This is a genomic window from Paenibacillus sp. NPDC056579 (assembly GCF_042793215.1).
Classification (GTDB): domain Bacteria; phylum Bacillota; class Bacilli; order Paenibacillales; family NBRC-103111; genus Paenibacillus_S.
Genome location: NZ_JBHTVD010000001.1, coordinates 139,084 through 164,296 on the forward strand (window position 1 = coordinate 139,084; position 25,213 = coordinate 164,296).

Annotated in this window: 17 protein-coding genes and 2 pseudogenes; 17 read left to right on the forward strand and 2 right to left on the reverse strand. The window is 50.3% G+C overall.

The window, feature by feature from the left end:
• Positions 1-54 precede the first annotated feature (54 nt).
• Both ACFQ88_RS00780 and ACFQ88_RS00785 read right to left on the reverse strand, forming a co-directional pair.
• Entirely contained in the window at positions 55-1,056 is a 1,002-nt protein-coding gene (locus ACFQ88_RS00780; RefSeq protein ID WP_239634433.1) for an inorganic phosphate transporter, read from the reverse strand.
• 28 nt (positions 1,057-1,084) lie between these two features.
• A complete protein-coding gene (locus tag ACFQ88_RS00785) occupies positions 1,085-1,705 on the reverse strand; it encodes a DUF47 domain-containing protein (protein ID WP_239634434.1) in 621 nt (206 codons plus the stop codon).
• Positions 1,706-1,973: 268 nt separating this feature from the next.
• On the opposite strand from ACFQ88_RS00785, the gene ACFQ88_RS00790 reads away from it, so the two are divergent.
• The 17 genes and pseudogenes from ACFQ88_RS00790 (at position 1,974) to ACFQ88_RS00870 (ending at position 25,160) form a co-directional block, all read left to right on the forward strand.
• On the forward strand, positions 1,974-3,272 hold the full coding sequence (locus ACFQ88_RS00790; protein WP_239635377.1) for an amidohydrolase: 1,299 nt from the start codon (positions 1,974-1,976) through the stop codon (positions 3,270-3,272).
• A 33-nt stretch (positions 3,273-3,305) separates the two neighbouring features.
• Positions 3,306-3,797, forward strand: a complete 492-nt coding sequence (locus tag ACFQ88_RS00795; RefSeq protein WP_239634435.1) for a cell wall elongation regulator TseB-like domain-containing protein — start codon at positions 3,306-3,308, stop codon at positions 3,795-3,797.
• 194 nt (positions 3,798-3,991) lie between these two features.
• Positions 3,992-4,525, forward strand: coding sequence for a hypothetical protein (locus tag ACFQ88_RS00800; protein WP_379451315.1), 534 nt, complete (start codon positions 3,992-3,994; stop codon positions 4,523-4,525).
• The gene (locus tag ACFQ88_RS00805) at positions 4,518-6,023 is read left to right on the forward strand and encodes an AAA family ATPase (protein ID WP_239634437.1); all 1,506 of its coding nucleotides are present in this window, start codon (positions 4,518-4,520) and stop codon (positions 6,021-6,023) included. Before ACFQ88_RS00800 ends, ACFQ88_RS00805 begins: the two co-directional genes overlap by 8 nt.
• A gap of 272 nt (positions 6,024-6,295) precedes the next feature.
• Positions 6,296-7,951, forward strand: coding sequence for an N-acetylmuramoyl-L-alanine amidase family protein (locus ACFQ88_RS00810; RefSeq protein WP_379451316.1), 1,656 nt, complete (start codon positions 6,296-6,298; stop codon positions 7,949-7,951).
• A 13-nt stretch (positions 7,952-7,964) separates the two neighbouring features.
• On the forward strand, positions 7,965-8,522 hold the full coding sequence (locus ACFQ88_RS00815) for a GerMN domain-containing protein (protein WP_379451317.1): 558 nt from the start codon (positions 7,965-7,967) through the stop codon (positions 8,520-8,522).
• Positions 8,523-8,574: 52 nt separating this feature from the next.
• On the forward strand, positions 8,575-11,307 hold the full coding sequence (locus ACFQ88_RS00820; protein WP_379451318.1) for an S-layer homology domain-containing protein: 2,733 nt from the start codon (positions 8,575-8,577) through the stop codon (positions 11,305-11,307).
• 237 nt (positions 11,308-11,544) lie between these two features.
• Positions 11,545-12,210, forward strand: a complete 666-nt coding sequence (nth, locus tag ACFQ88_RS00825; RefSeq protein ID WP_239634441.1) for an endonuclease III — start codon at positions 11,545-11,547, stop codon at positions 12,208-12,210.
• A gap of 39 nt (positions 12,211-12,249) precedes the next feature.
• Complete coding sequence (locus ACFQ88_RS00830) at positions 12,250-12,522, forward strand: NAD/NADP transhydrogenase alpha subunit (RefSeq protein WP_239634442.1); 273 nt, start codon at positions 12,250-12,252, stop codon at positions 12,520-12,522.
• A gap of 86 nt (positions 12,523-12,608) precedes the next feature.
• On the forward strand, positions 12,609-16,280 hold the full coding sequence (locus tag ACFQ88_RS00835) for a dynamin family protein (RefSeq protein ID WP_379451319.1): 3,672 nt from the start codon (positions 12,609-12,611) through the stop codon (positions 16,278-16,280).
• A gap of 391 nt (positions 16,281-16,671) precedes the next feature.
• A complete protein-coding gene (locus tag ACFQ88_RS00840) occupies positions 16,672-18,516 on the forward strand; it encodes an ABC transporter ATP-binding protein (RefSeq protein ID WP_239634444.1) in 1,845 nt (614 codons plus the stop codon).
• 32 nt (positions 18,517-18,548) lie between these two features.
• On the forward strand, positions 18,549-20,363 hold the full coding sequence (locus ACFQ88_RS00845; protein WP_239635378.1) for an ABC transporter ATP-binding protein: 1,815 nt from the start codon (positions 18,549-18,551) through the stop codon (positions 20,361-20,363).
• 1,132 nt (positions 20,364-21,495) lie between these two features.
• Positions 21,496-21,735: pseudogene (locus ACFQ88_RS39800) on the forward strand (G5 domain-containing protein); the annotation flags it as partial.
• 111 nt (positions 21,736-21,846) lie between these two features.
• Positions 21,847-22,146, forward strand: a pseudogene (locus ACFQ88_RS00855) (M23 family metallopeptidase); the annotation flags it as partial.
• A gap of 207 nt (positions 22,147-22,353) precedes the next feature.
• On the forward strand, positions 22,354-23,178 hold the full coding sequence (locus ACFQ88_RS00860) for a GDSL-type esterase/lipase family protein (RefSeq protein WP_239634446.1): 825 nt from the start codon (positions 22,354-22,356) through the stop codon (positions 23,176-23,178).
• Between the two features lie 28 nt (positions 23,179-23,206).
• On the forward strand, positions 23,207-24,175 hold the full coding sequence (locus ACFQ88_RS00865; protein ID WP_239634447.1) for an ABC transporter ATP-binding protein: 969 nt from the start codon (positions 23,207-23,209) through the stop codon (positions 24,173-24,175).
• Positions 24,168-25,160 (forward strand): ABC transporter permease, encoded by a 993-nt coding sequence (locus ACFQ88_RS00870; protein WP_239634448.1) that lies wholly within the window; start codon positions 24,168-24,170, stop codon positions 25,158-25,160. The genes ACFQ88_RS00865 and ACFQ88_RS00870 overlap by 8 nt, the downstream gene beginning before the upstream one ends.
• Positions 25,161-25,213: the final 53 nt, after the last annotated feature.

Below are 25,213 nucleotides of genomic sequence, written 5' to 3' on the forward strand. Positions count from 1 at the left end.
TTGAGAACATGAAAAAAGCCTACATTCGATGTAGGCTTTTTTGTGCGTCCTTACTTATGCAGACAGTAGGAAGATGATTTTGTAAATGATATAGGCCAGAGCCATACTGATTGGGATCGTAATAATCCAGGTCATGACCATTTTGGTAACCGTAGCCCATTTCACATCATGGAACCTCATGACAGCACCCGTACCGATGATGGAAGAGGAGATAACATGAGTGGTGGAAAGAGGCATCCCCATGGCCGTCGATGTTTGGATAATGATGGAAGAATTTAAGTCGGAAGCAAATCCGTTGATCGGCTCGATCTTGATCAGGTTTTTACTTACCGTTTTAATAATTTTCCATCCGCCGATCGAAGTACCCAAGCCCATTGCGGTAGCAGCCGACAGCTTGACCCATAACGGAACATCCAGTGAGTCGTGATGACCTAAAGCAACCATACCGAAGACAATGATTCCCATCGCTTTCTGAGCATCGTTCCCGCCGTGTGACAAAGACAGCAGCCCTGCGGAGAAAATTTGAAAGAAACGGAACATCCGGTTCAGCTTCGATCTGGAATGATTGCCGCTCATGAAAATAATTCGGCGAATAATCCACATAACAATAATCCCCGTAGCAAATGCAACGATGGGCGATAAAATCAGAATGATGATGATTTCCTTGAAGCCGCTCCAGTTGACGGAGGCTACCCCAGCGCCAGCAATAACCGCGCCGGCCAGCGAGCCGATCAGCGTATGCGAGGAGGAGGATGGAATGCCGAAATACCATGTGACTAGATTCCATATAATAGCAGTTAGCAATGCCGCAATAACAACAAGTACGCCGTTCTCGACCGTCGCAGGGTTCGCAACCTTTCCTCCGACCGTCTTGGCCACCTCCGACGAGAAGATCGCTCCAATAAAGTTCAATATCGCTGCATAAAAGACCGCGAACTTGGGAGAGAGCGCCCGGGTTGAAATAGAAGTTGCTATAGCATTCGCCGTGTCATGAAATCCGTTAATAAAGTCAAACAGAAGCGCCAGAGCAACGATGATTATTAAAAAGGTTAGCATGTTTACCTCCTACCGATTATGAAAGACCTTACGAATATCGCAGGACGACGCTCTCCAAAATATTCGCTACGTCTTCACAGGCATCCGTAGTTTGTTCGAGTCGCTCATACAATTCCTTCAGTTTAAAATCATGATACGGATCCTTCGGATTCAAGAAAATTTCTCGAATGCCTTCGCGCATGAGACGGTCCGCCTCGTTCTCCAGGCTGTTGATCTGAACGGTGTGTTCGGTAATTTGCATATATTTCTTTTTGGACAACAATTTGAATGCGTCCAGAATGTGCTGACAGCTATCGACCAATACGGCGGAAAATTCTCTCATGTAATTATCGCTTGTGCTGATATTCAGGTAATCGAAACGTGCGATAGTCGCCTCGATACCGTCGATCACATCATCTACTTTGGAGGCCAGCTCCATAATGTCTTCCCGATCCAAAGGAGTTATGAACACTTTGTTAAGGCCTTTAAAGATTTGGTGCGTGATTTGGTCGCCTTTATTTTCCAAATCCTTCAGCTGAGGGTAAAATGCAGCCGGCGGCTGATCCCCCATAACGGCGTTGCGGAACGTTTGTGCCGCGTGCAGCGTGTTCTCCGACGCTTTGATTAACAGGAGCAAAAAGTCGGTGTCGTTCTTTTTGGCAAAAAGCATGAAACGGCCTCCTTAATAATATCTCAATATAAAAACGCTGATTAACGCAGATTATGTAGAAAAATAGCGTTAAAATTAACACAAAAATAAAAATAACACATGATACTGATGGAATGCAATCATAGTTTGTCCATTTCGGGAGATGTTCATCAATGTTCAAATTATGCTCCCCAATTGGGACTGGGCCAGCATTCCTTACTTGATTTTGACGGATTGAAGTTGTACAGTGGAGATTGATGCTATTGAACATGGGAAGGACTAGGTGATGATGAAAAAAACGATTATTACAAATGGGATTTTCATAACATGGAATCACGATAATCCGGTAGTCCACGGGTGTATGGTGATTGAAGGAAATGTAATTACATATATAGGTAAAGAAGCGCCGCTTCCTTTGGATCATTATGATGAGCAAATCAACGGGAACAACAAATTGTACATGCCCGGTCTGGTGAATACGCACTGCCATGCAGCGATGTCACTCCTTCGCGGATATGGTGACGATCTTGCCCTGCAGGTGTGGCTGCAAGAGAAGATGTGGCCGATGGAAGGCAAATTCACCGCACACGATGTGCAATGGGGAACCCAGCTGTCGATCCTGGAAATGATCAAAGGCGGTACTACCACGTTCGTCGATATGTACGACCATATGAATGAAGTGGCGCAAGCCGTGGAACAAAGCGGTATGCGCGCATGCCTGACTCGCGGCGTAATCGGTCTATGCCCTCCGGAGGTACAGGACGCGAAGCTGAAAGAAGCGATCCAATTCGCGAAGGATTGGCACGGAAAAGCGGGAGGTCGCATTACGACGATGATGTCGCCTCACGCTCCCTATACATGCCCTCCGGATTATATCGAACGTATTGTACAAGCAGCTCATGATCTGGATCTTCCTATTCATACGCATATGTCCGAAACGGCGAGAGAAGTACAAGATAATGTAGATTCCTATGGCGCAAGACCGGTTGCTCATTTGGAGAAGCTCGGTGTATTCGCAAGACCAACCTTAATTGCCCACGGGGTGCATTTGACGGATGAAGAAATTCAAGTATTGAAGAAATATGACGTTAGAGTCTCGCATAATCCGGGCAGCAACTTGAAGCTTGCAAGCGGAATTGCAAGAGTGCCGGAATTGCTGAACAACGGGGTGAAAGTATCCTTGGGTACGGACGGCGCGGCGAGCAACAACAACCTGGATATGTTCGAAGAAGTGCGCTTGGCTGCTTTGATTCATAAAGCCGTTACTGGAGATCCTGTGGCCGTTCCTGCCGAAGCGGCATTGCGCATGGGCACATTGGAAGGAGCCAAGTCAATCTGGCTTGATGATGTAGGAGCTCTGGAAGCGGGAATGAAGGCCGACTTCATCGCACTTGATATAGACCAGCCGCATTTCTTCCCGAAAACGAATTTCATCTCCCACGTCGTTTATTCCGCGTCGGCGAAAGACGTTACGGATGTGTGGGTAGACGGAGCAAGAATTGTGAAAGACGGCGAATGCCTCACTTTGGATGAAGAAAAGGTGCTATTTGAAGCTCAGCGCTGCTTCGAACGGCTGACTAGCGAGTAAACGGATGATTACTCATAGGAGGTTAGTTTCACCATGAAAATCAAAATAGCGGTTGCAGCGGTCGCTGCAGCTGCTCTTCTTTTGTTTTTTGGCTTGCGCTTTATTAACGCCGTCCAGGAGGACGAATGGAAAATCCAGCGGAGCGCGGTACAAACCGCCTATGAAAAAACGATTTTGACGAAAGCGGACAAAGTAGAGCGGTTCGTAGGAGACAAAGCGTATACCGTCATCCGCGGTGAAGATAAAATTGCGCAAAAGCTGATCGTATGGGTTGGGGAAGACGAGATTTTCACTCAAATGCAAAGCGATGGAGTTACGGAAGAGCAGGTTCTCTCGGTACTGCAGACAAAGCAGCCGACGGCGGACGTACTGCGGACGATGCCCGGCGTGCTCAACGGAAATTTGGTCTGGGAGGCTTTCTACAAGCTGCCGGCCGATGAAACAGGCAGCGAGCGCTTTTATTACGATTATTATAGTTTTAAAGACGGTGCATGGTTGGACACTTATCGTCTGAGCATTCAATGAATAGCGAAGCCAATGTCGGTTCCTGCGAGCTTGTGGGTTCCGGCATAAGCTTCGTTTTTTTATTGTTCTGTTAGGGAAATGGCTTCATTGCCACACATTGCATCAGTACTTTTGATTTATGATGTGATATACTCTTAATATGCTTGCGGTGATATATTAATCGATATACTAAATAGAAAGGGGGACGTCGGCTTATGAAGTTGCGTCTCTTACCTGTACTTGTAAGTGTAGTTATTTCGGCATCCGTCTTGTTTGGCGGCTGGTTTGCATATCAAAGCTATGCTATGGAGAATCCGTTGGAAAGTATCGTTGCGAAAACGCCAGGAGTGGACTTGGTCAATACGCGTATTACGAATAATGAGGCTGTAGTGGAATTGAAGCTTCAACCGGGAACAAGCTTGCGCGAAACCTATGCGAAAATTCAAAACGAAAGCACTGCTTTCCTTGGCAAAAAAGAGCTGAAGCTTAAAGTCGTGAACGATACGACCCCGGAGATGGAGCAATGGTGGTCTTCGGCTTTGTTCGATGTGGCTCAGGCCATGGAAACGAGACATTACGCTCAAATCCCGACTACCCTGCAATCCCGTGTCAAGAATGCATCGGATATGAAAGTGGCGACGGAAATGGATGATAAATTCGTCTTCATTACGTTGACGGACGGTGACAAAAGCAAATATGTGATGCTTCCTCGCACGCCTGAGAAAATGGGGGTGTGGCCTAATGAGTAAGATCTATAAAGAAATTGCCATCGGATTTATTCCGGTCTTAATAATATTCCTCTTTTTCATAGGAGTAAACGCCATTCCGCTGGTGTTTATGGCCATTATTTTGGGTTCGCTGTTCTATATGAATCAAATGCGCAGCGCCAGCGCGGGCTTTGGAGGCTCGGGCGGCAAGTCGAAAAGACAGCAGGCACCGTCCTATATGACGTTCGACGATATCGGCGGACAGCAGCGGGCGAAGACGGAGCTGAAAGAAGCGCTTGATTTTCTTATTAAGCACGAAGAAATCCGCAAGCTGGGCATTCGTCCTTTGAAGGGCATCTTGCTTGAAGGGCCTCCGGGCACCGGGAAAACGCTGCTGGCCAAAGCTGCGGCGCATTATACGAATTCGGTATTTATCGCCGCATCCGGCAGTGAGTTTGTCGAAATGTACGTCGGTGTCGGTGCGAGCCGCATCCGCGATTTGTTCAAGGAAGCGCGCAGCCGTGCCGTGAAAGAAAATAAAGACAGCGCGATCGTCTTTATAGACGAGATCGACGTCATCGGCGGTAAGCGCGATGGCGGACAGCACCGCGAATACGATCAGACGCTGAACCAGCTGCTGACCGAGATGGACGGCATCCACACGACGGAAAGTCCCCGCGTGCTGATTATGGCCGCGACGAACCGCAAGGAAATGCTGGACAGCGCATTGCTTCGTCCGGGACGTTTCGACCGTCATATCGAAGTGGATTTGCCTGATAAGAAAGGCAGACTGCACATCCTGAATTTGCACGGCAGAAACAAGCCTCTTGCCGAGAATGTCAATCTGGAGAGCATTGCAGAGGAAACGTTCCACTTCTCCGGCGCGCAGCTGGAGAGCGTGATGAACGAAGCGGCGATTTATGCTATGCGTGAAGATAGCGAGCTGATCGAGCAGCGTCATTTGTCCCAAGCTGTGGACAAAGTCATGATCGGCGAAAGAACGGACCGTGAATCGACGAAAGAAGAACGCGACCGCGTCGCATTGCACGAGCTGGGCCACGCGATTGCAGCTGAGGCGGTACGTCCCGGCTCCGTGTCTCAGGTTGCGCTTAGCCCGCGCGGCAAGGCGCTCGGCTATGTGCGTCATAATCCGCAGCAGGATCAGTATTTGTATACGAAAGAGCAGATCGAGGATCAAATCGTTATCGCCTTGGGCGGAGCAGTAGCCGAAGAAATGTTCTACGGCGGACGCAGCACAGGCTCCCGTAATGACTTCGAACAGTCGTTGAATATGGTGCGCACGATGATGGATTCCGGTTTGACGAATCTTGGGATCATAGATCGTCAAATGGTAACGAAGGAAGAGCTGATGAAGGAAAACGCGATGATTCTGGATCAGCTTACGGAGCGTACTCGCGAGCTATTGGAACGTCATCGGATTGTATTTGAACAATCGCTGTATATATTGATTAAAGAAGAAGTGCTCTCCGGGGATCAGTTCCGGGAATTGCTGGAGCAATCCCGTCTGCAAACAGCTTAATATTTCCCGTTTGCCTAGGCAAATTCGGGCAAAGCTCAAAGATGCAAGCATGGCTGCTTGTATTTTTGAGCTTTTTTGCGTTAAATAACCGTTCTGGCTCAGCAAGACGGGTTTACGGCAAGGGCAGCAGCGATTCTATGAAAAATTTATCGATTTTCGCAACTTTTTCGCTATTTTTGAGTCTAATAGATTGGTAAGTTTCGCCAAAATACCCTTTGATCCGATTTCCGATCATATCCATAAACATAATACTACATAAGCTGAGGTGTATGATGAGAGTTATTACCGCTTTAATCTCTATGCTGCTTGTCTCTCTGTTGCTATTTCCAATGATGGCGCTTGCCGCGGTTCAGCCGATTCAATTGTTCTTGAACGGAAAACAGCTGAATGCGGAAGTGCCGCCGCGAATTATTAAGAACAATACGGTTGTGCCTGTACGCATTATCGCGGAATCGTTGGGATCGGAAGTGAAATGGGAGGAAAAAAGCCGCAAGGTTACGGTAGATAAATCCGGGGTCAGCATCCAGCTCTTCATTGATAAAGCGGAAGCTTTAGTGAATAACAAGAGCTTTAAGCTGGAAACCTCCCCGACCATTGTTGAAGGCAGTACGATGCTGCCTTTGCGGTTCGTAAGCGAGCAATTCGGCGTGAAGGTGACATGGGACGATTTGACGCGATCCGTGTTTATGTTCCAGAACGAGGAGGAGCAGCCTTCCGCAGGCAATGGCGAGGGAGAAGCTTCTACAGGTAAAGACAACAGCTCCGGGGACAAGCAGGCTGAGGCTGATAAGCCGTCGGACACAAAACAGCCTGAGGATTCCAAGAACGACGATAAATCGCCGGCGAAGCCGACGCCTACACCTACACCGACACCGAACCCATCCAAAACGGAAGGAACCGGGCAGGACAAAGGAAGTACAGGTACGAGTGCCAGCGAAGCGGACAAGCCTTCCGGCAAGCCTGTAGACAAACCTGAGGACAAACCGGCTGGCAAGCCGGAATCCGGCTCTAAAGACGATCAGCAGACGTCTGGAGACAATGGGAAAGAAACGAAAACGACCGTCCGCTCGATTTCGCTTGAGAAGGACCAGTTCGTAATCAAGACCGGCGGAGCGGTAACCAAACCTAGCGTAAAGATAGAATCCAATCCGGATCGCATTGTCATCGATATCCCTAACGGGCAGCTGGATCCTTCGTTGAAGCTGAATGAGAAAGGCGAAGGCGATATCAAGGAGAACCACGATAGTGTCACGCAAATTCGATATTTGCTATTTTCAAAAGAATCGTCTATCGTTAGAATAATAATAGATTTGAATAAAAAAGTAGATTTCCGATCCAGTACAGCGACCGTCACATCTCAGCTGTCATGGACGCTTTCCGCAGCAAAGGACCGTTATAAGGTCGTGATCGATCCTGGGCATGGCGGCAAAGATACCGGCGCGATATCCCTTACGAAACGACGGGAGAAAGATTTCGTATTGTCTTTGGGGACCAAAGTATACAAGCTTCTGGAAAAAGAGCCGCGCATCCAGCCTTATATGACGCGCGACGACGATACATTCGTTGAACTGGACGGGCGTACCGAGTTTGCCAACGACTTAAAGGCGGATCTATTTGTTTCCGTGCATGGCAATTCGGCGGGCAAAGAATCGGTGGAAGGAATAGAAACCTATTATTATACCGAACAAAGTCTCGAATTCGCCAAGCTGATGCACGAGAAGCTGTTGAAGGCTACGCAATTCAATGACCGCAAGGTAAAGCAGAACAATTTCTATGTCATTAAGAATACCGCGATGCCTTCCTTGCTGCTGGAGCTCGGCTTTTTAACGAACAAATCCGATGAAGCAGCCATGTATTCGGAAGAATTCCAGGATCGAGTTGCCGCGTCCATCGTTGCTGCTATCAAACAGCAGTTGAATATCGACTAAGGAGAGGGTAGCGATGCAAAGACGGATACGTAACAGCGCCATAATCGGTTTGACGTTGATCGTGCTGTTGTCCGGTTGCGGGCAGGCCAAAACTCCTGCGCAAGGTTCGGGGAGCCAGACACAGACTCCCGTAACCCAACCGACGCCTACGCCGGCGCCGACACCGGCCGTACCGGAAAGCAAGCAATTGAAGATCAAGGTATATTATGGGGATGAAAATGCAGAGAAGCTTGTCGAGCAGGAAGCATCTATCACTTACAAAGAAGACAGCGACAAATATGCGGCAGCCTTGAAAGCTTTGACAGCCAGCCCGGATAGCAAGAACCTGGCGCTGTTAAAAGGGTTTACTTTCAATTCCGTTGCATTAAAGAATGGAACTTTAACGGTTGACGTATCGATGGCTCCCGAGTCGAGATTAGGCTCCGGCGGAGAAGCGATGCTGTTGGAAGCTATGAAAAAAACGGTTTTCCAGTTTTCAGAGATTCAGAGTCTGGATATTTTACTAGACGGAAAAGCCGTAGACAGTTTAATGGGACATATGGACCTGCCTCATCCGATGAAGCGCGGATAACCGCGCTTTTTTGAGGCTCTCTTTACCAAAGTATACCGGAAGGGGCAATAACATGAACAACAAGCATACACACACCAAGAAAATGGCCGCGGCGATCATTGCGGCATCCATGCTGGTAAGCAGTCCCGCGTTCGCTGCAGAAACGGTTAAGAATAGTTCAACAACTGCGGTGAATACAAGCTCTGCATTTACCGACGTCGCTAGCGACCATTGGGCGATCAAGCATGTTACCAAATTGGCCGCATTGGGTATTATTCAGGGCGTAGACAAAGGCAAGTTCAGCCCGGATACCCAAGTATCCCAGCAGGATGTCGTCATTATGGCCGTGCGGATGATGGGGCTGGAAAGCGAAGCCTTGAAGAACAAGACGGAAACGAATCTGCCGGTTACGGTGGACAGTTATGCCAAACCATACATAGCATTGGCGTTTGAAAAAGGCTTATTGAGCGTCAAGGAAGAATCCGACGGAACTGCGGCAAACTCCAAGACCGCTTGGGGATCCAAGTCTGCAACAAGAGAATGGGTCGCAAAGCTCGTTATTCGTTCCATCGATAAAGAAAACTTGGCCGATCAAAAAAATGCCGATCCGTCGACGTTTGCCGATTCCAAGGACATCTCCTCCTGGGCGGTAGGCTATATCAATGCTGCCGTTAGTTTGAACATCGTCAACGGGATGGACGACAATATGTTCCAGCCGAAGGGAAATGTCACCCGTGCGCAAATGGCGACGTTCCTGAGCAGAGCGGACAAGGAATTGACGACCCGTTCGGATCGCGTATTCATCGGTTATATGATGGAAATGAAGGACCGTAAAATTTCGGTTCTGGATAAAAAAGGAAATACCAAGGAGTTTACCGTTTCAACGGATACCGTATTTTATAATGCCAAGGATGACAGCAGAATTCCTTCGACTCAGCTGAAGGAAACCAATGAAATCTATGTCATTCAATCGAATGGAACGGCCTCATACATCGAATTGACCAATGACGAAGAGCAAATGGAAACGTTCGAAGGAACGCTGGATCAAATTTATGTGCCTAAGATGATGGTATCCGTAACTCAAGGCGGTACGGAGGATCTGAAGGAGTTGGCTCCTAACGTAACGGTGACGGATAAAGACGGCCGCGGCTTGAGTCTGGGCTCCATTCCGCTCGGAAGCATTGTTGAGCTGAAACGCAACCTGCTTATTCCGAATTCCAAATATTCAAAAATCATTGTGAAGCAAGTTCCGGTTACCAAGACGGCCGAAGGCAGCGTTGTAAACATTGATCGCGACGCGAATAAGATTACGTTCATGGAGAAGGCGTCCGGACAGAACGAGACATTCCCGATCAGCATCAAGCTGTCGGTAACTTTGCCAGGCGGTGCGGCAGGCGACTTGTCGAAGGTTCGTTCGGGAGATATCGTTTCCTATGATATTAAAGGCAACCAGGTTACAGGTATCAAGGTATCCAAGCAGGCCGACATCGGAGCGAGTATCGAAGGAACGTTACAAAGCGTCAGCGAAGATAAGAAAATATTGACGATTAACAAGGCCGACAACACATTGGGTGCTTATTATATTGCGGAAAATGCCGTAGTTTCCATCGAGGGCTTGGGCAATGCCGGATTATTCGATCTGGAAGCCGGAGACCAATTGAAGCTGGATCTGGTGAACGACAAGGTTGTTAAGGTTGGCGTAACGAGCCGATCGGTCAAACAAATGTCGTTTGCCAAAATCGTCACTTACGAGCCTGAATCGAAATTGCTTACGGTTACCGACGAGAACGGAAATCCGTTTGCTTATCGGATGACAGATACTACAGGTATCAGCTATTGGGATGCTCCGATGAATCTGGACGATTTTACGGATAAATTTACCAAGACCAAGGGCACGAAGGTGGATTTGAAGGTTTCCAAAGATAAGGTCATCAGCATTAAATATGCGATGAATGCGGAAGGAACCGTAACGCAAATCAACTCGAGCACGAATCAAATTACCATCCGTGCGTCCGGCGGACAAAACGTAACATTCAGTATGATGGCTAACATCGGAGTGGAAACCTTGGCGAAGGCCGGCGCTACTTTGAGCGACCTTAAGATCGGCGATACCGTAGTCGGCAACTTGAATAAAGATCAGGATCTCATTACGCAAATTGCCGTGAAGAGAACCGACGTATACAAAACGCTCATATCCAACTCCACCGAAAGACAGCTAAGCGTAAAAGACGAGAGCGGCGGCATGCTTGTATTCACGATCGACAGCAATGATAAGATTGTGAATCCGGGTAAAGCGACGCACAGCTTCGGTGATATTTTGGTGGATGAGTATATCAAGGTTTCTTACACCGGCAAAAAGCTGGAGAACGTGGAAATTTTGAATACTACTCGCGGTAAAGTGACAGGCGTGGATTCCAATGCCGGCACGATTACGGTTTCGGATTACGCCAAAGGAGTACAAATATTAACGGTAGGCAGCAAGTTCGTAATCAAGGAGTTTGGCACCACTTCGGCGGATTTGAACAGCATTAAAGCTAATGATCGTGTCGAAATCATCAAAGACGCCAAGGACCAATTGATCATTACGAAAGCCGCAGCCTCCAAACGGACGGTCAGCTCCTATGATCCGGTTCTGAACCTGCTCCAGCTGAAGCCGGGCGGCTCCGGCGATAAAACGACGTACAACTTCTACGCAAGAGCCTATCTGCACCAAGGCGCTACGACCGTTGCACCGTCGAGCTTCGTAGAAAACGATGAAGTAACCATTTACGTGTTGGATGATAAAATTTACGAAGTAGAAAAATAATCGGATTTTTCCTTATTTTTCTGCACAAAGGCAGTAACTTTTACTTTCATGAAACCGTCTATAGGAGAGAAGCATCAATATCTGTCCTGTAGGCGGTATTTCTTTCTTAGGGCTTGTCGAAAAATTTATTGAGAATTTTCGTGAAAAGTTCGTATTTTGTCGTATGAAGTCATTGATTCCTATGCCGCGATTCGTTAAACTGAAGTTTATACTACGAGAAAGAGGTAGCTTGTGCCAATGAACAAGAAGCAGGTTCGCAGCATTCTCGATACGATAGCCGGCATGTTTCCCGATGCCCATTGCGAGCTGAATCATTCCAATTCCTTCGAATTGACGATCGCCGTATTATTGTCCGCCCAGTGTACGGATGAGACGGTCAACAAGGTGACGGCTTCTTTGTTTCAAAAGTATAAGCGGCCTGAAGACTATCTAGCCGTTCCACTGGAAGAACTGGAGCAGGATATTCGGCGTATCGGGTTGTTCCGGAATAAAGCCAAGAACATTCAGGCGTTGTGCGCTATGTTGTTGGACAAGTATGGCGGTGAAGTACCAAAGCTTCACGAGCAGCTGGTAGAGCTGCCGGGCGTGGGCCGGAAAACGGCTAACGTGGTAGTATCGAACGCATTCGGCGTTCCTGCAATTGCAGTGGATACCCATGTGGAACGTGTTTCGAAGCGATTGGGAATGGCGAACCTGAAGGATTCCGTCCTCGAGGTGGAAAAAAAGCTGATGAAACTCGTTCCGCGTGAGGAATGGACGGAGACGCATCACAGGCTGATCTTTTTCGGGCGCTATCATTGTAAGGCGCAAAACCCGCAATGCGAGAGCTGTCCGCTGACGGAATCGTGTCGTGAAGGAAAAAAACGTATGAAATCCGGTAGTCGTAGGAAACCTATACAGTAGCAAACTTTACCACAGCAAAAAATAAGGATGGGATTAACAATGAAATGTATCGCAGTATACACCAACGATTTCGAAGTGTTCTCGGATATTTACGAAAAGGTGCTCAGCACACCGTTAGCAGAGAATGAAGAGAAGCAAGTGGAAGGCGTAACCGTTATGGAATCGGGAAGCGTTCCGGACAACTATTTGGACCGCATGAGAACGAAGCCGGAAGTTGTCGTTATGAAAGTTCGCGATAAAGACATCACCATTTTGCAGCACCGCAACTTGTTTGAAATCTTTATCCCCGAGAAGGAAAGTGTGGTACACTAAAAGCCGAAGCAATTCGGTTTTTTTTGTTGTATGCACAAAGCTGCAAAAATTATGGGGGATTAGAAATTAGTTACGGGGAGATTGGGATGAGCAACTTGACAGTTATCGGGGAAACCATGGAAAGCGCGATTCGGACGCTTCTTAAACAGGTAGAGGAAGCTAAGGATGCGGAAAATAAGAAGAAAATTACGCAGCTGCTGCAGAAAGCGGAAACCGGCAGCTTTTATATCGCCTTTTGCGGACACTTCTCCGCCGGGAAGTCGAGCCTGATCAATAAATTGTGCGGGCATATGCTGTTGCCCTCGAGTCCGATTCCTACAAGCGCGAATATCGTCAGCATCAGCAACGGTGAAGCGGGAGCAAGAGTGACCCACCGGGTAGAAGGAGACGTGGAGCAAGCGCGTGTACAGACCGTACCGCTGGAGGAGCTGGCGGCTTATTGCCGAGATGGAGAAGCCATTGAAACGGTCAATCTGCGGTATCCGATTCCGTTCCTTGGCGAGCACACCGCGCTATTGGATACACCGGGGATCGACTCTACGGACGATGCCCACCATCTTGCAACAGAATCTGCGCTTCATCTGGCTGATGTCGTGTTCTATGTAATGGACTACAACCATGTCCAGTCGGAAATCAATTTTGCCTTCACGAAAAAAATGCAGGAGTGGGGCAAGCCGCTGTATTTGCTGATCAACCAGGTGGACAAACACCGGGATCAGGAGCTGTCCTTCGAAACGTATCGCGAAGGAGTCAAGGAAGCGTTCGGCAATTGGCACATTAAGCCCGACGGGATTATTTATACGTCCGTTAAGGTCCCGGCTCATCCCCACAGCGAGTGGGGCAAGCTGGATTGGCTGCTGCGCAGGCTGATCGAGGAACGCGGGCAGCTGACGTCGCTGAGCCTGGAAAAGTCGGCGAAGCATCTGGCTGCGGCGCATGCCGGAAAAATGGCCGAGCGCAACGAGCCGGCCAAAGAGGAGCTGCGCGCCCGCTTAGCCGCCGACGAGGGTGCCGAGTCGGCACAGCAGCAGTGGGCGGAGCTTGGCAAGGCGGCAGCCGAGACGGCAGCGTTGCCGGAGACGCTGCGTGCGGCGCTGCGCAAGGAAGTGGGAGCGATATTGGACAATGCCAATATCACACCCGCGGTGACACGCGATCTGGCGCACGAGTATTTGCAAAGCCGGAAGCCCGGCTTCAAAGTAGGCTTCTTCGCAGGCGCGGCCAAGACGGCGAAGGAAGTGGAGCGACGGCTCGCTGCATTCCACGGCGATTTCGCCGGACAGGTTGCGACGCAGGTGGAACGGCATTTGCAGCAGGCGCTGAGCAAAGGAATGGATGATTCGCCGCAGGTTGATCCGGACCGCGTCAGAGCCGCTGTTGAGCGTTTGCATGTTGACGTGAGGCCGGAATGGCTCGCCGATCAAGTCAATGAAGCAGCCGGCTTCGGCGGCGATTATACGCTCAATTATACGAAGCAGGTGGCGAGCGACCTGAAGATGCAGTACCGCAAGCTTGCGCATGATCTGATCGACGAGCTTGCGGCCGCCCTTAAGGCTGCGACGGAGCCGCAGCTGAAGAGCCTGCGCGAGCAGCTCGGCGCGCTTGAGAGCCGCCTCGGCAGCCTGCGGGAGCTCGAGCGCCTCGCCGCCGCGGAGGCGGCCTACGCCGCGCAGCTGCAGGCGCCGCTTGCCGCGCTGCACGTGGCTGCGCCGGCGCTGCCGGACCCGGCCGCGGCCAACGTGGCGGCCGCTTCCGGCGCCGCAGCGCCGCAGGCTGCCGCCGGCGATGCCGCGCGCGATGCCCTCGCGGCGGTAGCCGCCGCAGCGGGCCGCGCGGCGCGCACAGGCGCTGCGCCGCTGGCGCAGGGCAGCCACCGCGCCCGCCTGCGCGAAGCGGCGGCGCGGCTCGCCCAGGGCGCGCAGGAGCTCGCGGGGCTCGCTCCGCTGGCGAGCATCTGCCGCTCCTTGCAGGAGAAGGCGGAGCGGCTGGAGCATAACCGCTTCACCATCGCCTTGTTCGGCGCGTTCAGCGCAGGCAAATCTTCGTTCGCCAATGCTTTGATCGGCGAACGGGTGCTTCCGGTATCGCCGAATCCTACGACGGCGGCGATCAACAAGATCATGCCGCCGGAGCCGGAGAACGGCTGGCCTCACGGCACGGCGAAAGTACGGATGAAGACGATGGACCGTCTTACCGACGATATCCGCTATTCCCTCGAGGTGCTCGGAATCGAAGTGTCTACGCTCCAGGAGGGCTTGAGCGCGATCCGCCGCTTGTCGGCCGAGCAAGTATCGGCTAAGGGCAAGCCTCATTACACCTTCCTCAAAGCGGTGGAGCGGGGCTGGAGCGACGTTGAAGACCATATCGGCAGCGAGCTGAAAGTCGATAAGGAGCAGTTCGGCGCGTATGCGGCCGACGAAGCCAAATCGTGCTTCGTCGATCTGATCGAGCTGTATTATTCCAATCCGTTAACCGATCAAGGGATCGTCCTGGTTGATACGCCGGGGGCGGATTCCATTAACGCGCGCCATACGGGCGTTGCCTTCAACTATATAAAAAATGCGGACGCCATTTTGTTCGTTACCTATTATAACCATGCCTTCTCGCACGCCGACCGGGAGTTTCTGCTTCAGCTCGGCCGCGTGAAGGACAGCTTCGAGCTGGATAAAATGTTTTTCATCGTCAACGCGGCGGATCTTGCATCCACTGCGGAAGAGCTTGAAGGCGTTGTGGGGCATGTAGTGACCAACCTGCAGCAGCACGGAATCCGCCAACCGCGGATTTACCCGTTATCCAGCTATTACGCGCTGGAAGGGAAGCTGGCCGGCAGCGAAGAAACGATACAAAACTCCGGTATCGCACAATTCGAATCGGATTTCGTCCGGTTCTCTCTGGAGGAGCTTACCGAAATTGCCGTTCGGTCCGGCATCACCGATTTGGCTCGTGCATCCGACGTGCTGAAGCAGTGGATCGGGAGCGCACAGTCGGATGCCACCGAGCGCAGCAGCAAAGCGGCAGCCGTTCGGAAGGCGCTGCAAGAGGCGGTCGGGATGCTGCAAGGCATCTCGACCGAGCCGGAAGAGCGGGAGCTCCGTAAAGAAATCGAGGAGCTGCTCTATTATGTGAAGCAGCGCGTCGGTTTCCGTTTCGGCGAGCTGTTCAATCTGGCTTTCAACCCGGCGGTATTCCGCGAGGAAGGCAAAGATACAAAGTCCATCATACAGTCCGCTTGGGACGATCTGCGCCGGATGATTGCCTTCGACTTGTCGCAAGAAATTCTCGCGACCACGCTGAGAGTGGAGAATGCCATTCATAAGACGGCCAAGAAACGAAGAGAGCAATGGCTTCTGGCGCTGGGCGCCGATCTCTCCGCGTTCCAGCCTTCGGCCTATGAACCGCGGGAGCTTCAGACGCCGCAGCTGTCGGACGCTTTTCATGCCGGTGACAGCGTAACGTTGAAGTGGCTTGCCGGATTTTATAAGAACGCGAAGCATTTCTTCGAAGGAGACGGCAAGCAGACGATGCGAACCGAGCTGGAGGCGCGGCTGAACGAGCCGCTGGCCGCTTTCGTGCAGCAGCAGACGGATCGGCTGGAGGCGGAATACCGCGAGCAGCTCCAGGCATGGTACCGCGATTTGGCGGAACAGATGCAGCGGGAGCTTGGAGAATATGCGGAGGGCCAATTGGCCGCCTTGGAGATGTCGATCGATATCGGCGAGCTTCAGGCGAAGCAGAGCAAGCTGCAGTCGTTTCTCTAGGTCTTCCGAGGCTCTGTAAGTCTTGTCCCACCCTCGAATTTCTTGGTTGAAAAAACGGTTTATACCGAAAGTTTCACTGGCTTCAAACCGCAATTTCATGTCGGCTGTCCTGTCGGGGACAGCCGATTTCATTAGTTTTATTGAAAGGGTTTTCATTGGCGGGAATTGGCATTATTCACGTGATATAGGTGGATTGTGCTGCCATTTTGTGAAGAAATGCGCTTATTTCTCCCGTAAAGGGGAATTATGACAGGACGGTTTGTTGCCGCTCCCGGGGGATGATGTTAAGATTCAAAAAAAGCGAACGCTTTCGAATGCAGTCCACGCTGCTTCGGAAGCAATTTTTGCTTAAGCGGCCTTTTTAGGCTGCAAGTCACTGGAGGGGGTCACCATGGAAGTCTTTAGGCAACTTAAGGAATTTTACTGGTCGGAGAAAAAGTATTTGTTCGCATCGATTTTCTCGCTGATGACCGCAACGGCGTTAGGTTTGGTTTACCCGAACCTGCTGCGCTACCTGATTGACGATGTGATTTCGAAGAACAATTTTTCCGTGGTGCCTTATCTGTCATTACTTGTCGTAGGGGTGGTAAGCTGTAAAGCCTTTTTCCAGTTTCTTCACGGGACTATGAGCGGAAGGCTCGGCAACAATGTAGCGTATAATTTGAGAAATGCATGTTACAAAAAATTGCAGTATTTGTCGTTTCAGTACTACGATAAAGCTCGCACAGGGGATTTGATGTCCCGTCTCACAGCGGACTTGCAGGCCGTTCGAGATTTCATAGGGTTCGGCTTCGTACAAATATTAAACGTTTTCATGATGTTCACCTTCGGGACGATCATGATGGTAAGCATCAACTGGCAGCTGACCTTGATCACGATGATTTTTATGCCGTTTCTTGTATTTACGGCGATCCGTTTCGAGGGGAAAATACATCCTGCCTTTCGGTCGATCCGCAAATCGATGAGCACGATGACGACATCGGTTCAAGAGAACATTACCGGTGTACGCACCGTGAAATCGTTTGCCCGGGAGCCTCATGAAATTATTAAGTTCTCGGAGCGCAACGAAGAGTACAAGGTCAATAACGTGTTGACATCCGGAATTTGGGCGCGCTATTTTCCTTTGATGGAGCTGTTCGCGAACCTGAGCGTCGTGATTTTGCTCGGGATCGGCGGCTATATGGTCATAAATCAATCGATATCCCTCGGAGAATTGGTTGCCTGTTTCAGCTTGATCTGGTACATCATCGGGCCAATGTGGGGTATCGGGTTTCATATCAATAACTTTACCCAGTCCAAGGCGGCAGGTGAACGGGTTCTTGAAGTCCTGCATCAATATGTCCACGTCAAGGATAAAGAGAACGCGATTCAGCTGTCCTCCGATCAGGTTCAAGGACATGTTCGCTTCGATGACGTAACGTTTGCTTATACCGATAAACAGCCTGCTCTGCACCATTTTAACCTGGACGCGCCGGCGGGTTCGGTCATCGGGCTGCTCGGCGGAACGGGATCGGGCAAATCCACGGTCATTCAGCTGCTGCTGAGAGCCTATAACGTCAAGGACGGCAGCATTTCATTAGATGGAAGGGACGTCCGCGACATCGAGCTCGAAAGCTTGCGCAATCAAATGGCCATCGTATTCCAAGAAACGTTCCTGTTCTCATCCACCATCCGCAACAACATAGCTTACGGCGTACGGGATGTGTCTATGGATCAAATAATTCATGCCGCCAAGCTGGCCAAAGCGCATGACTTCATCATGGAGCTGCCGTTAGGCTACGACACGATTGTCGGCGAGAGAGGCATGGGACTGTCCGGAGGCCAAAAGCAGCGTATCGCCATTGCGCGCGCTTTGTTGAAAAATCCGAAAATTTTGATCCTCGACGACGCAACCAGCGCAGTCGACATGGAGACGGAGCACGAAATTCAGCAAGGGTTCCAGGAAGTGATGAAAGGGCGGACCACCTTTATTATCGCTCATCGGATCTCTTCTCTCCGGCATGCGGATGAAATCATTGTACTCGATGAAGGACACATTGTTCAAAGAGGTACCCATGAGCAGCTAATGGAGCAAGAAGGGCCGTACCTTGAAACCTATAAAATCCAATTTGCCGACAACCCGGACCTCATTCAGTCATCGGCGGACGTTCATTCCGTCGTTCCGGAGGAAAGCCATCAGGCGGCGAATCAGGTTGCAGCAGCGGTTCATGCCAAAACAGGGGGGTACGCACAGTGAGCAAGTCAGCGTCAGCGAAAGCGGCGTCCGGACTGAAGGCTGATAACAGCCAGGCCGGTCAACGGTTTGTATATCAGGACGATGAAGTACTCGATAAAGAGTTCGACTGGGGCCAGGTAAAGCGGCTCAGTCATTACTTGAAGCCTTATTCTAAGCAAATTTTGCCCGTTATTATTACCATGATGATCGTTGGAGCTTTAACGAAGCTGCTGAATCCGCTGCTTATCGCCTATGCCATCGACAATGCATTGAAACAGGGCAACACGCAATTATTGATGCTATGTGTTAGCGGGATGCTCGGATTGTACGTCATTCAGTGGGCGGCGAACAATTACCGAATCCGCTACACGAATATGATTGGCCAGAAGGTCATTTACGATCTCAGGCACGATTTGTTCAGTCACATTCAGACGCTGTCGTTCAAATTTTTCGACAAGCGGCCTGCAGGATCGATTCTGGTCCGGATTACGAACTACGTCAACTCCTTGCAGGATCTGTTTACCAACGGGGTCGTGAACCTGCTGATCGACTGCGTACAGCTGATCGGTATTATATTCATCCTGTTATTCTATAATTTCAAGCTGGGAACGGCTATTATCGTTACCGTACCGATTATGTTCGTCATCTCTACCAAGCTGCGTTTACATATTCGACGTGCATGGCAGGTTGTGCAGACGAAGCAGTCGCGAATCAATGCCCACTTGAACGAATGTATTCAAGGGATCAAGGTAACACAGGCGTTTACGCAGGAAAAAGAAAACATCGCTTTCTTCGACCACATGAATCTTGATAACCATAAGTCTTGGAACCGGGCGACGACGCTGAACCAATCGTTCAACCCGATTATTGAGGTTACCGGAGCTATCGGCTACTGTATCTTATTCTGGTTCGGTGCATATTTGATACAACAAGAAGAAATTACGATAGGTATATTGGTTGCCTTCGCTACGTATATCGGACATTTCTGGGAGCCGATCAACCGTCTCGGTCAGATGTACTCGCAAATGCTGATTGCTATGGCTTCATCGGAACGGATTTTCGAGTTCATCGACGAGAAGCCGAACGTGGATGAAGCTGCCGATGCAGTCGTACTGCCGCGGGTGAAAGGCGATATTGAATTGAAGAAAGTGGAATTCGAATACGAACCGGGCCGTTTGGCGCTAAAAGGCATCGATCTCAGCGTAAAGGCGGGCGAATCCATTGCCCTCGTCGGCCATACGGGATCGGGTAAGAGCACGATTATCAACCTGCTCTGCCGCTTTTACGACATTACGAGCGGTTCGATCACTATCGACGGTCACGATATCCGCAATGTCTCCGTTCCGAGCTTGCGTTCGCAGGTCGGTATCGTACTGCAGGATACATTCATCTTCTCGGGGACGATTCGGGATAACATCCGGTTTGGGCGTCTCGATGCAACGGACGAAGAGATTGAATTTGCGGCTAAAGCGGTACGCGCTCACGATTTCATCGTAAACCTGCCCCAAGGCTACGATACCGAGGTGCAGGAGCGGGGGAACGTTCTCTCGATGGGCCAAAGGCAGCTGATCTCCTTCGCCCGCGCGCTTCTCGCCGATCCTCGCGTCTTGATTCTCGACGAAGCGACGGCAAGTATCGATACGGAAACCGAGCTCAAAATCCAGGAAGCGCTCAAGACGCTTCTGGCGGGCAGAACCTCCTTCATTATCGCTCACCGGTTGTCAACCATCCGCAATGCGGATAAGATTGTCGTACTGGATCACGGAAACATTATGGAGCAAGGAAATCATGAAGAGCTTATGCGACATAAGGGAATTTACTACGGATTAATTGAAGCGCAATACCGCTTTTTACGAGAAGTAGGCTAACAAGGAGACACCCGCAAGGGTGTCTCAGTCTGTCGAGAAACCCGTTTTTACCCGAAAATAGTAGCTGGGGGTAGGTGGGGTATCTCCTGGAGGAGCGTAAGCGACCGCCTTTGTGTTCAGAAAATTACTGCTAGAAAGCGATAAATTAAAGATTTTCTGAAAACAACAGCGGCTGGAAGGAGGTACCCCACCGGGTTACCATACAGAATTTTCGATAACAAGGGCTTCACGACAAAATTGACACCCGCAAGGGTGTCTTTTTGTGTCGATTACTGTTTATTCACACATTGGCCGGAAGACCTGTATTGTGAAGAGAGGTGCTATTCAGGGACTAGCGAGAATACGATGATAAGGTGTTCGTAAATATTCTGAAGTGCAGGAGGTTCAAGTGGATTACATAACAAGCTGGAAAAAGAATCAATGGTTGGTCGTCTCGTGCTGCTTGATGACGGTGCTCGTTGTAGTTTTTTCCTCTGTTTATGTATACATGTACCAGCATATCGTTACCCGGTATCAAGTGTTTGTAGGAACCGAGCACATAGGCGCGGTCAGTGACCAGGCTCTCGTCAACGATTGGCTGGCACGTAAACAGCAGCAGATCAAGCTGCAATATCCGACCGTTCAGGCGGAGATGGTACTTGGGGATGTGCATTTTGTGAAGGAGCAAGAGTATAAAGCGGCTTTCAACAATGAGCAGGTATTGGCGTCGTTGGAGAAGAGGGCGCGAGTCCGGACCAGCGGTGTACAAATTCAAATCGACGGGGTTCCGCTTGGAATCGTCAAGGATGAGCAGGTCGTGAACCGGCTTTTGGACAGGTACAAGAGTAAATATGTTCCAGCCGCGGAGGCAGGTGCAGAGGGCGGCGGCGGACAGCTTGTGTCCGCAGAATGGACGCAAAAAGTGGAGCTTGCCGCGGTGGAGATTCAACCGGAGCAAGTGGACGAGTCGGAAGCATTATTAAACAAGATCGAAACGGGCGGCATGCAGCCCATTACATATACGGTTCAGCGGGGAGATTGCATCTCATGTATCGCTCACAAGTTCGGAATCAGCCAGCAAGTGATTTACAGCAACAATCCATCGATCAAGAGTACGGTGATCCGGGTTGGGGATGTACTCGATTTGACCGTAATGAAGCCGCTTTTATCGTTGAAAACCGTAGAAAAGCACAACGAATCGGTGGAAATCCCTTTTACGACCGCGTATATTGAAGAGCCTGAGATGAAGGCGGGAAGCTTTGAGACCGTAACGGCCGGGGAAAACGGCGTAAAAAGTGTGGACTATTTGACGACAAAAATTAATGGCGAGCTGATAAGCGAATCGGTTGGAGCCGAGATCATGATTCAACCGGCCAAGCAGGCTGTTGTGAAAAAAGGAACCAAAGTCATTCCGGGCGTCGGAACAGGAAGCTTCGCGTGGCCGGTCTTTCAAGCGCAGCTCACAAGCGAGTTCGGCCAAAGATGGGGCAGGCTGCATCCAGGGACCGATATGGTGTCGGAGCAGACGGGTATATTGGCCTCTGATCATGGTAAAACCGTGTTTGCCGGCTGGAAAAGTGGGTATGGAAACTGTATCATTATCGACCATCAGAACGGCTACAGCACCCTGTATGGGCATTTAAGCAAAATATCCGTTACCGAAGGAGAAATCGTGCAGAAGGGCGAGAAAATCGGCGTCATGGGGAGGACCGGGAACGCTACCGGCGTTCACCTTCATTTTGAGGTGCGCAAGGGAGATTCGCAACTGAATCCGCTGAAATTTTTGGGCAAGGCGGCGTCTTAGCGGCTCTGATCTGATAAATATTTTTTATCAACGTATAACCTTGTGAAGGTTCGGTTTTGAGCAGTCATTCACAACTACAATCACTAGACCGGGATCGGCTAACGATCACCGGTTTTTTGCCGTACATTTGCAAATTGCCCCATAAACCGCTACTCTAAAATGAAGCGACTGTCAATTGTCGAATGCTGGTAAAGGGGAGAAATTGTCTTGTCTACTCGATTTTTATGGCGTACGGTCGGACTTGCCGCGTTGTTGTCTACGCTGCTGTGTATTTTTGGCTTTGTGTATGCATTCAATCAAATCATTTTTCCCAAGAAAGCAGTCAATCCGGATGTCGCGGCAGCGCCTCAAGAAACGGTGAAGCCGGTGAAAACCTCATTCGCCGATAAAGAGAAAATTCAGATTGTGGCATTGGGCGATTCGTTAACGGCAGGCACCGGCGATCTGTCAGGTCGAGGGTATGTCGGCCAGGTGAAGGAGATGCTTGGAAAGCAATTCGGAAAGCCGGTATTCGTCCTCAACAACTTCGCCATTCCCGGATTCCGTACCTACGATGTGCTGAAGGATATGGATGCGAAACAGGATATCGGCAAATCGATCGCCCAAGCAGATCTAGTTCTTCTGACGATCGGAGGCAACGATTTATTCGAGGGTGGACAAGGCATATTCAACGGGCAAAACGAGGAGGGCTTTAATCCCGCAGCGGCGGCGGGCCGTGTGCCGGAGGCGCTGAAGAGGCTCGGTCAAATATTGGATACGGTGGCCAAAGCCAATCCGAATGCCGTTATTGCCTACGTCGGCTTGTATCATCCGTTCCTTGACTTGGATGAGAAAAGGGAAGGCTCGCTGCTCATTCAGAAGTGGAATACGGCTGCGTTCGAAATGATCAATAAATACCCGAATATGGTGCTGATACCGACCTACGATCTGTTCGAGCTGAACCTGAACAAATACTTGTACACGGATCATTTTCACCCGAATCAGGACGGTTACGAACGAATCGCCGAGCGCGTCGTCCAGGTTGTGAAATAAATCGCAGCAGACAAAGGAGAGAAGGATTATGGGAAGCCATCCGGAAGTTGTATTGTCTGTCCACAATGTGAAGAAAACGATCAAAAAGAAAGAGATTATAAAAGGCATTTCCTTCGAGGTGTATGCAGGCGAAATATTCGGCTTTCTCGGTCCCAACGGCTCCGGCAAAACGACCACGATCCGCATGCTGGTCGATCTCATCGCACCGACGGAAGGCACCATTACGATATGCGGGTACGACGTTCACAAGCAGCACAACGAAGCGATGCAGTACGTAGGGTGTATCGTTGAAAATCCGGAGCTCTATTCGTATTTGAGCGGGTGGGAAAACCTCGAGCATTTTGCCCGCATGCTGCCGGGGATCAATGAGGAGCGGATTCAGGAGGTTGTCAAGATCGTCGGGATGGATGCGCGTATCCACGATACAGTCAAAACCTATTCTCTCGGGATGCGTCAACGTTTAGGCATCGCGCAGGCGCTGCTGAACCGTCCGAAGCTGCTCATCTTGGATGAGCCTACAAACGGCTTGGATCCGCAAGGGATCAAGGAGATGCGGATGTTTATCCAAGAGCTGGCACAGACCGGATTAAGCCTGTTCGTGTCGAGCCATCTGTTGAGTGAAATTCAACAAATGTGCGACAGGGTTGCGATCATCAGCCACGGGCAAGTGATCAAGGTCGGCGAGGTCGACGCCTTGATTGACGAGTCCGCAAGCCGGGTCGTGTGGCGCATTTCTCCGAAGGAACGGGCGCTGGAGCTGCTTAATGCGCAGAATGATGTGGTCGTTCTTGATGTAAGCCATAAGGCGGAAGAGTATGACAGCAGCGATTCCTCGCAAGAAGTGCATGATATCGTCACGCAGCTGAATCCGGAGACGGTACCGGTTGTAACCCGTCAGCTGGTCGAAGCGGGAATTCAGCTGTATGGAGTAGAGACGAAAAGTCCGACGCTGGAAGATTTATTTTTAAGCCTAACGGAGGGGAAACGCATTGGTTAGTCTATACCCGCTGGTCAAAAACGAGTGCATCAAAATCATCAAAAAGAAGCGGCTTCTCGTCGTTTTGCTAATTTTGACGGCTCTTATCCCCATGTTTACTTATGCGCAAATGAAAGTGGCGGAAAACAATCTGAAGCAGTTCGGCACTTCGGATTGGCGCGCGGAGCAAAGACAGAAAATTGTCGACTATACCCGAAGCATCGGGAGCGCCCGCGTTCCGGAGGAATGGAAGCAATTTCGCCGGGTTGAGGTCATGCTTGCGCAATATTATTTGGATAAAGATGTGAATCCTGCGGCTCCTAACGGGGTAACCTTTACAAGAGAATTCATTAAAAATGCCGTCGGCCTCTTTATTCCGCTGATGGTTATGGTCATCGCTTCGGACCTGGTATCCTCCGAGCATTCGACGGGGACGATCAAGCTGCTCTTGACAAGGCCGGTCGGACGATGGAAAATCTTGATGAGCAAGCTGATCAGTATCGTTTTATTTACTTCGTTAATCGTGACCTGTACGGCGCTCCTCTGTTATTTGATATCCGGGATCGTGTTCGGATACGGCGGATGGGATATGCCCGTCTTCTTCGGCTTCCAGATCGTCGGAACCGAGGTCGACACCTCCTATGTCCGTGCGGTAGATCAATGGCTGTATTTGATCATGGAATTCGGGCTTGTCTGGTATTCCGCTCTTATCGTCGCGGTCATGTCGCTTATGGTTTCCGTATTGATCCGCAGTACGGCGGCGGGAATGGGACTGATGCTCGCGGTGTTAATTTCGGGAACGATCTTGACCAACATGGTCTCGTCTTGGGAGGCGGCCAAATATTTGTTCATGGTCAACCTGCGGCTGACCGACTATTTGACGGGCAGCTTGCCGCCGATCAAAGGAATGGATTTGCCGTTCTCGCTCGCTGTTCTGACCGTCTGGGGACTTGCTTCGGTAATCGTCTCCTTTACGGTATTCACGAAAAAAGATATATTGAACTAACGGTGCGAGATGATATAATGCACAGTATAACTCACTAGAACATAAGCTTTGCA